At 71.2% G+C, this 13,326-nt stretch carries 12 protein-coding genes and 1 pseudogene; 12 read left to right on the top strand and 1 reads right to left on the bottom strand.

The annotated features are described in order from the left end of the window. From VQ02_RS06720 to VQ02_RS39000, 11 genes are all read left to right on the top strand, one after another. Positions 1–763, top strand: a 763-nt coding sequence (locus VQ02_RS06720) for a 3-hydroxyacyl-CoA dehydrogenase family protein (protein ID WP_048443395.1), incomplete at its 5' end; no start/stop codon positions are given. 35 nt (positions 764–798) lie between these two features. Further along, on the top strand, positions 799–2,103 hold the full coding sequence (locus tag VQ02_RS06715) for an aminotransferase class III-fold pyridoxal phosphate-dependent enzyme (protein WP_048443394.1): 1,305 nt from the start codon (positions 799–801) through the stop codon (positions 2,101–2,103). A 29-nt stretch (positions 2,104–2,132) separates the two neighbouring features. Next, positions 2,133–2,501, top strand: a complete 369-nt coding sequence (locus tag VQ02_RS06710; protein ID WP_048443393.1) for a nuclear transport factor 2 family protein — start codon at positions 2,133–2,135, stop codon at positions 2,499–2,501. A gap of 203 nt (positions 2,502–2,704) precedes the next feature. Next, positions 2,705–3,466 (top strand): IclR family transcriptional regulator, encoded by a 762-nt coding sequence (locus tag VQ02_RS06705; protein WP_048443392.1) that lies wholly within the window; start codon positions 2,705–2,707, stop codon positions 3,464–3,466. Between the two features lie 304 nt (positions 3,467–3,770). Next, a complete protein-coding gene (locus VQ02_RS06700) occupies positions 3,771–5,789 on the top strand; it encodes a hydantoinase/oxoprolinase family protein (RefSeq protein WP_048443391.1) in 2,019 nt (672 codons plus the stop codon). Further along, entirely contained in the window at positions 5,786–7,366 is a 1,581-nt protein-coding gene (locus VQ02_RS06695; protein WP_048443390.1) for a hydantoinase B/oxoprolinase family protein, read from the top strand. The genes VQ02_RS06700 and VQ02_RS06695 overlap by 4 nt, the downstream gene beginning before the upstream one ends. 39 nt (positions 7,367–7,405) lie before the next feature. Continuing rightward, complete coding sequence (locus VQ02_RS06690) at positions 7,406–9,004, top strand: ABC transporter substrate-binding protein (protein ID WP_048443389.1); 1,599 nt, start codon at positions 7,406–7,408, stop codon at positions 9,002–9,004. 45 nt (positions 9,005–9,049) lie between these two features. Further along, positions 9,050–10,063, top strand: coding sequence for an ABC transporter permease (locus VQ02_RS06685; protein ID WP_048443388.1), 1,014 nt, complete (start codon positions 9,050–9,052; stop codon positions 10,061–10,063). 46 nt (positions 10,064–10,109) lie between these two features. Then, the gene (locus VQ02_RS06680) at positions 10,110–10,940 is read left to right on the top strand and encodes an ABC transporter permease (RefSeq protein ID WP_048443397.1); all 831 of its coding nucleotides are present in this window, start codon (positions 10,110–10,112) and stop codon (positions 10,938–10,940) included. Continuing rightward, positions 10,940–11,788, top strand: coding sequence for an ABC transporter ATP-binding protein (locus VQ02_RS39005; RefSeq protein ID WP_053080259.1), 849 nt, complete (start codon positions 10,940–10,942; stop codon positions 11,786–11,788). Before VQ02_RS06680 ends, VQ02_RS39005 begins: the two co-directional genes overlap by 1 nt. Next, positions 11,785–12,624: an ABC transporter ATP-binding protein gene (locus VQ02_RS39000; protein ID WP_053080258.1), complete on the top strand. Its 840-nt coding sequence runs from the start codon at positions 11,785–11,787 to the stop codon at positions 12,622–12,624. The genes VQ02_RS39005 and VQ02_RS39000 overlap by 4 nt, the downstream gene beginning before the upstream one ends. A gap of 61 nt (positions 12,625–12,685) precedes the next feature. Here VQ02_RS39000 and VQ02_RS06670 read toward each other — a convergent pair whose 3' ends face one another. Further along, a complete protein-coding gene (locus VQ02_RS06670) occupies positions 12,686–12,898 on the bottom strand; it encodes a hypothetical protein (protein WP_083469089.1) in 213 nt (70 codons plus the stop codon). A gap of 36 nt (positions 12,899–12,934) precedes the next feature. Here VQ02_RS06670 and VQ02_RS06665 point away from each other — a divergent pair. After that, positions 12,935–13,326 (top strand): annotated as a pseudogene (locus VQ02_RS06665) (transposase); the annotation flags it as partial.

Genomic DNA, 13,326 nt, shown 5'->3' with positions numbered 1-13,326 from the left:
GCGCGGGCGGCGCAGCGCCGCGGCGGCCCTCGCCCGGGCGCACGACGCCGCCGGCTTCCTCGGCAAGGCCGCGATCCAGGTCCGGGACCGCCACGGCTTCTTCATCAGCCGGGTCTTTCAGGCGTTCATCAATGAGGCCGCCGCGATGGTCGGCGAGGGCGTCGCGCCGGTGTTGGTGGAGAACGCCGCGCTCCAGGCCGGCTATCCGTCCGGGCCCCTGGCCGTCATCGACGACGCCTCCCTGTCTTTCGCGGCTCAGGGCATCGCCGGGGCGCGGGAGGCCGCGCGGGCGCGCGGGGAGCCGCCCGGGGACCATCCGGGCGAACGCGTGATCCTGGAGCTGCTGGCCGAGGGCCGGGCCGGACGGCGCGCCGGCGCCGGCTTCTACGATCATGACGGCGACGCGAGGCGGCTGTGGCCGGGCCTGTCCCGCTACCGCCAGGCGTCGGACCTGAGCCTGATCGGGGCCGGGGAGCGCTTCCTGCTCGTCCAAATCGCCGAGGTGCTGCGCGCCGTCCGCGACGGCGTCATCGGCTCAGCGGCCGAGATCAATGTCGGTGCCGTCGAGGCGACCGGGTTCCCGCGCTGGACCGGAGGCCCGATCACCTATCTCGACCTGATCGGCCATGAGGCCGGCCTGCTGCGGGCCCGCGACCTCGCTGCCCGGCACGGACCGCGCTTCGCCTGGCCGGTGGCGGATGCGTCCGGCCTCGCGGCCCTGCTCGCCTCCCTGCGCCGGCCTGTGGCCGGACCGGCCGCCTGACGCTCTCCCGACCCTGCAGGCAAGGAGCCGCCCGCATGAAACGTCTGCTGATGACCGGCCTCAATGCCGGCGACGAGGCCCCGGTCGCAGTGATTGGCGGCGACGGCTCGTATTTCCACCTCGACGACGGCCGGAAGGTCCTCGACGGCAGCAATTCCGGCGGCGCCCTCGGCCATCGCCACCCGGACATCGTCGCGGCGATCCGCAGGGCGGCCGAGTATCCGGCCTGCAGCGAGGGCTGGTTCTGGAAGGAGCGCGAGGCGGCGGCCGAAGCCTTGATCGGCCTCGCTTTCGCGGGCGAGCACGATTGGGTCGGCGCCGTGCGCTTCGGCCTGTCGGGCTCGGAGGTCAACGACCTCGCCCTCTCTCTCGCCCAGGCGGTCACCGGGCGTAGCGCCATCGCGACCCGGGAGCGCGCCTATCACGGCCTCACCGGCCTCGCCCGGGATGCGACGGTCCAGCCGCACTGGCACGGCGGCCTGTCGCACCGGGACGGGCGCGTCAGTCCCTGCTCGGCTTCGGCACCGGTGCGGGTGCTGTCGGCGCCCCTGACCTCGGCCTATGGCGAGCGCGTGCCGCTCCTGGCGCAGCAGGGCGAGGACGAGATGGCGGCCCTGCTCGGCGACGTCTCGGGGGTCATCGTCGATTACAGCCAGGGCGGCATCTACCACGACGGCGCCTACCAGGATCAGGTCGCCCGGGCGGCCCGGCGCGCCGGCGCGCTGTGGATCGCCGACGAGGTCGTGACCGGGGCCGGGCGTGCCGGACGCTGGTTCGCGTTCCAGGGCGGCGAGAGTCGGCCGGACATGGTGACGATGGGCAAGTCGCTGGCTGGCGGCGGGGCGCCGATCGGCGCCGTGATCCTGTCGCGCACCATGGTCGAGCGCCTCGACGGGGCGGCTTGGCAGGCCTACAGCACCTTCCGCGGCCATCCCCTCGCCATGGCCTGCGTGCTGGCAACGCTCGAGGTGATCCGGCGCGACGGCCTGCTGGAGCGCGTCGCCGCCCTCGAGCCGATGATGCGCGGCAACCTCGTGGCGATCGCCGAGGCCCACCCCTCCGTCGCCCGGGTCGACGGGCGCGGCCTGCACTGGACCATCGAACTGCACGGCCCGCACTGGCGGGACTGGACGGCCGCCTCGGCCGGGACACCGGTCGCCTCGCTGGTCGCCGCTGCGGCCCTCGCCGAAGACGTGGTGATCGGGACGAGCGGCGAGGAGACCTCGCTGTTCCTCGCCCCCTCGCTGCTGATGAGCGAGGCCGATCTCGGTCGGCTCCTCGACACACTCGACCGCGCCCTCGCGGTGGCCGACCGTCACCACGCGCACCGCGCCGCCTGACCCGCCCCTCCCAACAAAGGACAACGACGATGAACGAAGAACCCGCGGTCCGCGCCGCCGTGCAGGCCTATTTCGATGCGCTCTACGACGGCGACGTCGAGGGCTTCCGGCGGGTGTTCCATCCCGCCTGCCGCCTCTACACCGTCGGGGAGGACGGGGCGGTCGCGACGATCGACTACGAGCCGTACCTCGCCCGGGTCGCCGGCCGGCCCTCGCCGGCCTCGCGCGGCGATGCCCGCGACGACGAGATCCTGGCCCTCACGGTGACAGGCCCGGCAATGGCCCATGCGCGGGTCCGCGATTGCTATCAACCGCGCCGCTTCGTGAACGAGCTGACCCTGCTGAAGGTCGAGGACGCGTGGCGCATCGTGGCGAAGGTCTACTGCACACTGGCGTGACGCGGGGCGGCCCAGCGCGGGCCAGGCCGCCGCCTCGGTTGACAGCCCGCGCGGCCTGACCCTAAGCAGACCCGCGCTGGCAGGCCAGCGCTTCGTCCGCTTAGGTTTTTGATGTGTCGCAGGTTTTTGTCGCAAAGCCGGTGGCCGCTCTTGCGAAGACCGTTTAGACCCGCCGCCCGAACGGCGCTTCCGGAAGGCCCTTGATGACGAGCGACGCCGACGATTCGCCGCTCGGCCGGTCCTTCCGGATCCTCGAACTGCTCGCGGCTTCCCCCGAGGGACTGAGCCTCACGGAGATCGCGACGGGCAGCGGCCTCGTGGTGGCGACCGCCCATCGCCAGCTCGGCACGCTGCTCGGCCTCGGTCTGGTGCGCAAGGTCAATGCACGCTCGTTCGGGCTCGGCGAGCGAGTGTGGCGCCTCGCCCACCTGATGAGCGGCGGCGCCGACGTGGTGACGGTGGCCGAGCCGGTGCTGAAGGCGCTGGTGGAGCGCTTCGGCGAGACCGCGTTTCTGGCCAAGCTCGCCGGCGACCAGGTCGAGCTGATCGCAACGAGCCATCCGGACGATTTCGGCAAGGCCTACGCCCAGCCCGGCCGCGGCATGCCGCTCCATGCCGCCGCGTCGGGCAAGATCCTGCTCTCCCTCCAGGACGACGCCTTCATCGACGCGTACCTGAAGCTCCCGCGCGAAGCCTTCACGGCGGCGACCAAGATCGAGGAGCGGATGATCCGGGCAGACATCGCGGAGGCTCGGGAGCGACGGATCGCCGTCTGCAACAACGAGTTCGACCCCGGCATCCTGAGTTACGCCGCGCCGGTGCAGGACGCCCGCACCGGGCTCGCCTACGCGGTCGCGATCTTCGGCCTTGCGGAGCGCTTCGCGCAGGTCGACCGCGCGACGGTTGAGGACGCCCTGACCGAGGCGGCCCGGACGCTCGCCCAGGCTCTGCGCGGCGCCCGGTAGAGCCGGCCTCGTCCTCCGATCGCCCCGCCCAGGAGCGGGATCGCGGACGCCATGACGCGACGGATCGCCCGGGCATAAGCCCGCCGTCGCGCTCGCTCCCGCGGATTTTTCTTTCGGTTATCGGAAATCCTGACGGCGTCGCGCCAGTCGCCGTCCTGGCACCGAACTTGAACGGGATCAGCCGCCTAGGCCCGATCCGCGCGCCTGCGCGCCGCGCCGGATCTCGCCACGGCCGGCCTTGACACGGCCGAGCCTCCCCGTGATATTCGAAAAACGAAATAAATTTCAGTTTTTCGAGATTGGCATGGGCTGGCGACTGGGCATCGATATCGGCGGAACGTTCACCGACGTCATCGCCGTCGCCGAGGACGGCGTCACGCGCCGCTCCGGCAAGGCGCCGAGCCGGCCGGCCGAGCCGGTCCGGGCGATCATCGACGCCATCGCGGCGGTATCCCTGACCTGGCCGGAGGTCGACGAGATCGTCCACGGCACCACCATCGTCACCAACGACATCGTCGAGGAGCGCTTCCGCCCGGCGGGCCTTGTGGCGACCTGGGGCTTCTCCGACACGATCGAGATCGGCCGCGGCTCGCGCCGCCACCTCTACCGCCTCGACCTGCCGCCGAAGGCCGAGCCGCTGATCCCGGCCTCGGGCCGGTTCGAGGTCCGCGAGCGCATCGGCCATGACGGCCGGGTGATCGAGCCCCTGACCGAGGCGGAGATCGAGCGGGTGGTGGACGAGATCCTGGCCGCCGGCCTCGACACCGTCGCGGTCTGCCTGATCCACGCCTACGCCAATCCCGAGCACGAGGCCCGGCTCGGGAAGCGCCTGCGCGAGGCGATCCCGTTCGTGAGCCTCAGCCACGAGATCAGCCCGGAGGCGCGGGAATTCGAGCGCATGAGCACGACGGCGCTCAACGCCATGATGATGGCGCGGATCACCCGGCATCTCGCCCTGATCGCCGAGCGCAGGCCGGAGGCGAGCCGGCTGCACCTGATCCATTCCGCGAGCGGCATGGCGGCACCAGAGATGATCGCCGAGCGGCCGCTGATGCTCGCCATGTCGGGCCCGGCCGCCGGGGTCTCGGCCAGTCGCCTCGCCGCCGACCGCCTCGGGATCGCCCACGCGCTCACCTTCGACATGGGCGGCACGACCACGGATGTCTGCCTGATCGTCGACGGCAAGGCCGAGATCGCCCTCAACCGCGAACTCGGCGGACGCCGCATCCGCCTGCCGATGGTGGCGGTGGATTCGGTCGGGGCCGGCGGCGGCTCGATCGCGCGGCTCTCCTCCGGCGCCCTGACGGTGGGGCCGCAGAGCGCCGGGGCGAGCCCGGGACCGGCCTGCTACGGTCGGGGCGGCGAGGCCGCCACGGTGTCGGATGCCGACCTGCTCCTCGGCTACCTCAATCCCGGCCGCACCCTCGGCAAGGCCGTGACCCTGTCGCCGGCGGCGGCGGAGGCGGCCGTCGGCCGGCTCGCCGCCGCGATGGGCTTCGCCGTCCCCGAGGCAGCGGTCGGCATCGCCCGGGTGGTTCACGCCAACATGGCCCGCGCCCTGCGGCGCGCCACGATCGAGCGCGGAGTCGACATCCGCGACTTCGCGCTGATCGCCTTCGGCGGTGCGGGCCCGATGCACGCCGCGGAGGTCGCCCGCCTGTGCGGCATCGGCCGCATCGTCGTCCCGGAATTCTCCTCCGGCTTCTCGGCCCTCGGCTGCGTCGATGCGCGGATGAGCTTCTCGCGCCAGATGACCGTCAACGTCCGCTCGACCGCCTGGGATCAGGCCCGGCTCGACGGGATGGTGGCGGCCCAGACGGCGGAGCTGTCGGGGGCCCTGGCCCGGGCCGGCCACCCGCCGGACCGGCTCGCCGTCAGCCACGTGGCGGGCATCCGCTACAGCGGGCAGAGCTACGAGACGCCGATCGCCGACCCCGCCCTCGGCGACCCGGACGCCCTCGGCGCCCAGTTCGACGCCGCGCACCGGGCCCTCTACGGCTACGCCACCGGCGAGCCCTGGGAGCTCGTCAACATCCGCACCGAGGTCGCCGCACCGGGCGAGGCCGCGCCGGCAGGGGCCGCGCCCGCCCCCGCGGAACCGGCCGGCGGCCTCGTCCGGCAGGGCGAGCGCCTCGTCACCTACGAGACCGGCGAGCGTCATCCGACGCCCGTCTACGCGCGGGGCTCCCTGCCCGCGGGCCTGCGCATCGCCGGGCCGGCGATCATCGAGGACGAGTGGTCGACCATCGTGGTGCCGCCGGGCGACGTGCTGTGGCGCGAGAACCGGGACGACCTCTTCATCGCCGTGAGGCTGCCCGCATGACCATCGATCCCGTCTCCCTCGAGGTGGTGCGCAACGCGCTCATCGCCATCGCCGAGGAAATGTCGATGGTGGTGATGCGGGCGGCCCGCTCGCCGCTCCTGCGCGAGGCCGGCGACCATTCCTCCGCCCTCACCGATGCGGCCGGCTTCCTGATCGCACAGGGCCAGGACGTGCCGGTCCATCTCGGTGTCCTGTCCTTCACGGTGCGGGAGTTCCTCGCCGTGGTGCCGCCCGCCGAGATGCGGCCGGGCGACGTCTGGATCGTCAACACGCCGGAGGTCGGCGGCAACCATCTCCCGGATGTCAAGCTGATCCGCCCGGTCTTCTCGGGAGCGATCCTGTACGCCTTCGCGGTCAGCCTCGCCCACTGGGCCGACATCGGCGGCGCGGCCCCCGGCAGCTACTACGCGGCGGCGATCGACGCCTGGCAGGAGGGGTTGCGCATCCCCCCGGTCCGCCTCGTCGCCGGGGAGGCGATCGACGAGCGGATGATGGCGTTCATCCTGGCCAACGTCCGGGGGCCGGAGGAGCGCCGCGGCGACATCCTCGCCCAGATCGCCGCCACCGCGGTCGCGGCGCGACGCCTCGCCGAACTCGATCGCCGCTACGGCGAGCCCTTCCTCGCCGAGGCCTTCGAGGCGATCCACGCCCGCGCCGAGCGGCAGATGCGCGCGGCGATCGCCGCCCTGCCGGATGGCGTCTATCAGGGTGAGGATTTCATGGACGACGACGGCCATGGCGGCCCGCCGCAGCCGATCCGGGTTACCGCCACGATCGCGGGCGACGAGATCACCTTCGACTTCTCGGACAGCGCCGACGCGGTGCCGGGACCGATCAACACCACGCCCTTCATCGCCGGGGCGGCGGCCTTCTACGTGATGAAGGCGCTGTTCGGCCCCGAGATCCAGCCCAGCGCCGGCTGCTACCGACCGCTGCGGGTCGTGACCCGGCCGGGCTCGATCCTCGACGGTGGGGCCACCGCCCCGGTCGTCGGCGGCAACCACGAGACCTGCCAGCGCATCGCCGACGCGATCTTCCAGGCCTTCCGCCCCTTCGCCGTGGAGCGGATGAGCGCCGGCGGACCGACCACCGCCGGGCTCCTCATCTTCGGCGCGCGCCGGGACGACGGGAGCTGGTCCACCTTCTACGAGGTCCATTGCGGCGGCGAGGGCGCGCGGACGGACCGGGACGGCATGGCAGCGACGCGCGTCCACCTCGCCAACGTGATGAACACCCCGGCCGAGGTGATCGAGAGCGAGTACCCGATCACCGTCGAGTTCCAGCGGCTGCGCCGGGGCTCGGGCGGGCGCGGCCGCCATGCCGGCGGCGACGGCGTCTGCCGCGGCTACCGGATGCAGGCCGAGGGCGTCTCGCTCACCACGATGTTCGAGCGGGCGGTGGTGCCGCCCTACGGTCTCGAGGGCGGCGAGGACGGTGCGCCGTTCCGGGTCCGGCTCGAGCGGGGCTCGGAGGAGACGCTCACGCTTGCCGGGAAGACGAACATCGTCGTGGGCGCCGGCGACCTCGTGGTTGCCGAGAGCTGCGGCGGCGGCGGCTACGGCCGCTCCCCGGACTGACCCGGATCCGCCCCGCCCCACTTGCTGGAGCCGCAACGCATGAACAGACGTGACCTCCTCGTCGCCGGCGGCGCCTCGCTCGCCACGCTCCGGCTCGGCGCCGGGCCAGCTCACGCCCAGCAATCCGGCGTGATCCGCGTCCTGCTCGAGGATGCGCCCAACACGTTCGATCCGGCCGGGACCGGCTACAACACGCCGGCGGTGAACGTCACCTGGAACGTCTACGACCGCTTGGTGACCTTCGGCACCAAGCCGATCGAGGGCGAGGACGGCGCCTTCACGTACGATTACGACACGATCGTCGGCCAGGCGGCGGAGGGCTACGAGGTCTCGGGCGACGGACGCCGCATCGTCTTCCACATGCGCCGGGGTGCCACCTTCCACGACGGGACCCCGGTCACGGCCCGCGATGCCAAGTGGTCTCTCGACCGCTGCATGAGCGTGCCGACCGCCAAGGCGCAGCTCGCCTCCGGCTCCCTGCGCGACCCGGCACAATTCTCGGTCATCGACGACATGACCCTGCAGGTCGAGACCGAGCAGGCCGACCGCTTCACGTTGCCGAACCTCGCCATCGTGTTCCCGGCGATCTTCAACTCGGCCCTGTGCCGCAAGCACGCGACCGAAGCCGATCCCTTCGCCCAGGACTGGCTGAAGACGAACGTCGCCGGCGGAGGCCCATTCCGGCTCGCCCGCTACGAGCCGGGCCAGCAGGTGGTCCTCGATCGCTTCCCGGAATGGCGCAACGGCAAGGTCGCCGGCAAGGCGCGGATCCTGTTCCAAGTCGCCACCAACGCGTCGAGCCGCCGGGCCGCCGCCGAGCGCGGCGAGGCGGACATTGTCCGGGGTTTGTCGGGCCGCGACGTCGCCGATCTGCGGGCCTCCGGCAGGACCCGCATCATCGGCGTCAACAATCCGGCGAGCGTCGCCTACGTGGCGATGAACACCCAGATGACGCCCTTCGACGACCGGCGAGTTCGCCAGGCGGTCGCCTACGCGCTTCCGTACCGCCAGATGTTCGACGCAGCCCTGTACGGACGCGGCAAGCCGCGGTTCGGCGGCGAGGCCGCGACCACCTCGGCCGAGTGGCCGGTGCCGCTGCCCTACGACACCGACCTCGCGAAGGCGAAGGCGCTCCTCGCCGAGGCCGGCCATGCCGGCGGGTTCGAGACCGTGTTCTCGATCGATGCCGGGCAGGCGGCCCTGGCCGAGCCGGTCGCGGTCCTGCTCCAGGAATCGCTCGGCAAGGTCGGGATCCGGGTCGCGATCAGCAAGGTGCCGGGCGCCCAGATCGGCACGCTTCAGGCCGAGAAGAAGCTCGCGATGTTCCTGGCGGCGGGCAGTGCTTGGCTCAAAAATCCGGACTACTTCTTCCGGATCTTCTACACCGGCAAGTCGCGCTGGAACTACGGCAACTTCGCCGATCCGGAGATGGAGGCGCTGGCCGCGGCAACGCGGTTCGAAACCGACCGGGCGAGCTACGAGGCCAAGGTGCGCCGGATGATCGAGATCGCCAAGGCGGAGGTGCCGATGGCGGCACTGTGGTCGCCGTTCCTCGACGTGGCGGTCGGCAAGGGACTCAGCGGCTACACCTACATGTTCCACAGTGCGCTCGAGCTGCGCCACCTCGTCAAGGCGTGAACCCGGCCGGTCCGGACCCGGGCCCCGCGGAACGGAGGTGACTTCATGAAGGTCGTAGCATTTCGGCTCCTCGGCGCGCTCCCGATCCTTCTCGGCGTCGTGATCGTGACCTTCGTGCTGGTGCGCGCCCTGCCCGGCGATCCGGCGACCTACTATGCCAGCTCGCCCAGTGCCGGCCCGGACGAGATCCGGGCAGTGCGCCAACAGCTCGGCCTCGACCGTGGCTGGCTCGAGCAGTTCCTGATCTACGTGCGCGCCCTCGCCCACGGCCAGCTCGGGCAGTCGCTGCTCACCGGCCAGCCGGTGCTGGAGGATTTTCGCCGGCTCCTGCCGGCGACGATCGAGCTCGCCGCCCTCGGCTTTGCGATGGGCGTCGGCGTCGCCTTGCCCCTCGGCATCCTGGCGGCTTTCCACCGCGGCAGTGCCCTCGATCAGGCCTGCCGTGCCGTGTCCTCGACCACGGCTGCGATGCCGGGCTTCTTCTTCGGCCTGCTGCTGATCTACCTCCTCTATTACCTCGCGGGAGTCGCCCCGGAACCCATCGGCCGCCTGCCGGGCTTCGACATCCCGCCGACCCGGGTCACCGGATTCATGACCGTCGACGCCCTGATCGAGGGCGATCCCGGCCTCGCCTGGCGCGCCTTCTGCAAGATGCTGCTGCCGGCGGCCTCGATGGCCATCTTCGCCGTGGCGCCGCTCCTGCGCATGATGCGGGGGGCGATGATCGATGCCCTCGACAGCGACTACGTGATGACGGCCCGCGCCTTCGGGCTGACACGGGCGCGCATCCTGATCTCCTACGCCTTGCCGAACGCCATGCTGCCGGTTCTTGCCACCATGGGCATGGTGCTGTCGACCATGCTGGGGGCGAACGTGATGATCGAGAAGCTGTTCGCCTGGCCAGGCATCGGCGCCTACGCGATCAACGCGCTGCTCGGGGTCGACTACGCGCCGGTCCAGGCCTTCGTGCTCATCGTGGCGGTGATGTTCGTGATCCTGACTCTGGTCATCGACCTTCTGACCGCGGCGATCGACCCGCGCGTCGACGTGAACGGATGAGCGGCCCGTGACCTCGCCCGCCTCCGGCCCCGCCGCTCCCGCCCGGATCCCGGTCCTCGCCGTCCTTGCCCGGCAGGGCCGGTCCACGGCCTTCGCCCTCGCGGTCGTCGCCCTCCTGCTGGTCCTCGCGGCGATCGGCCCGTGGATCGTGCCCTACCCTCCGCTCGCCACCAGCCCGCTCGTCCTGGCGCCGCCCTCCCTCGCCCATCCGTTCGGCACCGACCATGTCGGGCGGGACATCTTCAGTCGGGTGATCGTCGCGACGCGGCTCGACATCGCCATCGCGGTCTCGGCGGTGTCGCTCTCGGCCGTCGCCGGCACCGCCCTCGGCGCCGTCAGCGGCTATGCGGGCGGCCTCGGCGACCGGGTGCTGAGTCGCCTCATCGACGTCATGATGGCGTTCCCGCTGTTCATCGCCGCCATGGCCCTCGTGGCGGTGTTCGGAAACTCGGTGAAGAGCGTCGTGCTCGCCACCGCGATCATCAACGTGCCGTTCTACTTCCGCTTGGCCCGGGCCGAGGTCGCAGCCCGGCGCGGAATCGGCTACGTCGAGGCGGCGACGATCAACGGCGCCACGCCGCTCGCGGTGATCTTTGTCTTCCTGCTGCCGAACTGCCTGCCGTCGGTGATCGTCCAGATCTCCCTTAATCTCGGCTGGGCGGTGCTCAACACCTCGGGCCTCGCCTTCATCGGCCTCGGCGTCGCGCCGCCGACCCCGGAATGGGGCGTGATGATCCAGGAGGGGGCGGGGCTGATGCTGTCTGGAGAGTGGTGGGTGGTCACCTTCCCGGGGCTCGCCCTGGTGCTCTCGGTATTCTGCTTCAGCCTGATCGGCGACGCGGTGCGCGACCTCGTCGATCCCCGGAGGCGCCGCTGATGGACCCGCTGCTCCAGATCGAGGACCTGGCCGTCCATTTCGACGCCGAGGACGGGCCGGTGCGCGCCCTCGACAGGCTGTCGCTGAGCCTCGGGCGCGGCGAGTGCCTCGCTCTGGTGGGCGAGAGCGGATCGGGCAAGAGCATGACCGGCCTGTCGGTGATGCGCCTTCTGCCGCCGCAGGCCCGGATCGCCGCCGGGTCGGTCCGGCTCGACGGCCGCGACCTGCTATGCGCCGATGAGCGGGCGATGCGGCGGATCCGCGGCCGGCGGGTCGCCATGGTCTTCCAGAACGCCAAGGCCGGCCTCAACCCGATCCGCCGCGTCGGTGATACCCTGTGCGACATCCTGATCGCCCATGACGGCGGTCGCCTGACCCGTCGGGCGGCGCGAGGCCGCATCGCGGCGCTGCTCGGCCAGATCGGCATCACCGACCCGGAGCGGCGCCTCGACGCTTATCCGTCGCAGCTCTCGGGCGGCCTGTGCCAGCGGATCATGATCGCGGCCGCCTTCGCTTGCTCGCCGGAACTGATCATCGCCGACGAGCCGACGAGCGCCCTCGACGTGACGACGCAGAAGCTGGTGATGGATCTGTTGATGGCCGCCTGCCGCGATCGCGGCGTGGCAGCCCTGTTCATCACCCACGACCTCGCCCTCGCAAGTCAGTATTGCGACCGGGTCTGCGTCATGCGCAAGGGCCGCGTCGTCGAGGAGGGTTCGGCCGGACGCGTGTTCACGACCCCGGCGGCCGCCTACACGCGCATGCTGATCGATGCCCTGCCCACCGGCAAGGGGACGGCGCAAGAATGGCGGGCGGCGATCCGGAGCCATGCGGGACTGTCGTCGTGACGGCGGGCCCCGTCCGGCGGGTCGAGGCCGCCGCGGAGGCGCCGCCCCGGCGCAAGCTCCTCGAGATCGGAATGGTGACCAAGGTCTACGGCCCGCCGGGAACCGGTCTGCGCGCGGTCGACGGGGTGAGCTTCCACCTTCGCGAGGGCGAGATCCTGGGTCTCGTCGGCGAATCGGGCAGCGGCAAGTCCACCCTCGCGCGCATCATCGCCCGACTGATCCCCCAGACCACGGGCAGCGTGGTGTTCGAAGACCGGGACATCAGCGGCCTGTCGGGCCGGCATTTCGCCCGCACCGGGCAGCGCCGATGCATCCAGATGGTGTTCCAGGACCCTCTCGCGAGCCTCAACCCGCGCTTCACGGCCTTCCGGTCGATCGCCGATCCCGTACGGCGCCTCGGGACGCCAGCCGAGCGGGCCGCGCTCCCGGACCTGGTGCGGGAGGCGGCGCACCGGGCCGGGCTGCCGGAGCAACTGCTGGCGAGCATGCCCCACCAGCTCTCCGGCGGCCAGCGCGCCCGGGTCGACATCGCCCGGGCAATCGTGCTGCGACCGAAACTGCTCATCCTCGACGAGCCGACCTCGGCGCTCGATGCGTCGTTGCAGGCCCACGTCATCGAGACGCTCCTGTCCCTGCGCGACGAGAGCGAGATGAGCTACATCTTCGTCACTCACGATCTGAGCCTCGTGAGGCTCATCGCCGACCGGCTGATCGTCATGCATCGCGGCCAACTGGTCGAGACCGGGACCGCGGATGAGATCTTCCGCCAGCCGCAGCATGCCTACACGCGCCACCTCATCGCAGCCATACCGGCCCTCGGAGAGACGAAGAGCTGACCCGGCGCGCGGGAGACCTTCGCGTAGTTCAAGACCGGACAGACCTTTAAGACCGCCGCGCTTAAGTATTGACGCGTGCGATGTATGGGAAGTTGGCGATGGAGCGGATGCGCTCTGGCTCAGCGGTGAGTGCGTTCCAGGCGGTGCAGCAGGCATCGAGGATCGCCTTGTAGTCGGGGAACACGCGCGCCGAGAGGAAGCGCTCGCGCAGGTACAGCCAGATCCGTTCGACCGGGTTGAGCTCGGGGTGATCCTCCCTCGGTTTCGCGGACACCTCTGCTATGCTCGTTACGGGCGGGGAAGGTGTTTGATGGCAAAGACACGACGCGAATTCACCCCCGAGTTCAAACGCGAGGCGGTCGCCCTGCTCGAGAGCAGCGGCCGGTCGCAGATGCAGGTCGCCGCGGAACTCGGGATCCAGCCCTCCATGCTGCGCCAGTGGCGAACCGTGCTGATGGACGGCTCCCCGCCAAAGCGACCCGCAGGCTTGCCGGGCCTCGCTCCTACGAGCCCGGTTGCCTCGCCGTCCGATCAGGCAGCTGAGATCGCCCGCCTGCGCCGCGAACTCGACCGGACGCGCATGGAGCGCGACGTGCTAAAAAAAGCGATCGGCATCTTCGCGGAGATGCCCAAGTGACGTTCGCCTTCATCGAGCAGCATGCGACCACCTCGCCGGTGCGTCTCATGTGCCGCGTGCTCGGA

Source organism: Methylobacterium variabile (assembly GCF_001043975.1).
GTDB lineage: Bacteria > Pseudomonadota > Alphaproteobacteria > Rhizobiales > Beijerinckiaceae > Methylobacterium > Methylobacterium variabile.
The sequence above is the reverse complement of the archived record's forward strand: the minus strand, read 5'-3'. Positions and strand labels throughout refer to the sequence as shown.

What these genes read in the sequence shown, in the direction of transcription:
- VQ02_RS06710 (WP_048443393.1), top strand. Translation starts at nt 2,133, where the DNA reads ATGAACGAAGAACCCGCGGTCCGCGCCGCCGTGCAGGCCTATTTCGAT.
- VQ02_RS39005 (WP_053080259.1), top strand. Translation starts at nt 10,940, where the DNA reads ATGGACCCGCTGCTCCAGATCGAGGACCTGGCCGTCCATTTCGACGCC.
- VQ02_RS06685 (WP_048443388.1), top strand. Translation starts at nt 9,050, where the DNA reads ATGAAGGTCGTAGCATTTCGGCTCCTCGGCGCGCTCCCGATCCTTCTC.
- VQ02_RS06715 (WP_048443394.1), top strand. Translation starts at nt 799, where the DNA reads ATGAAACGTCTGCTGATGACCGGCCTCAATGCCGGCGACGAGGCCCCG.
- VQ02_RS06695 (WP_048443390.1), top strand. Translation starts at nt 5,786, where the DNA reads ATGACCATCGATCCCGTCTCCCTCGAGGTGGTGCGCAACGCGCTCATC.
- VQ02_RS06690 (WP_048443389.1), top strand. Translation starts at nt 7,406, where the DNA reads ATGAACAGACGTGACCTCCTCGTCGCCGGCGGCGCCTCGCTCGCCACG.
- VQ02_RS06705 (WP_048443392.1), top strand. Translation starts at nt 2,705, where the DNA reads ATGACGAGCGACGCCGACGATTCGCCGCTCGGCCGGTCCTTCCGGATC.
- VQ02_RS06700 (WP_048443391.1), top strand. Translation starts at nt 3,771, where the DNA reads ATGGGCTGGCGACTGGGCATCGATATCGGCGGAACGTTCACCGACGTC.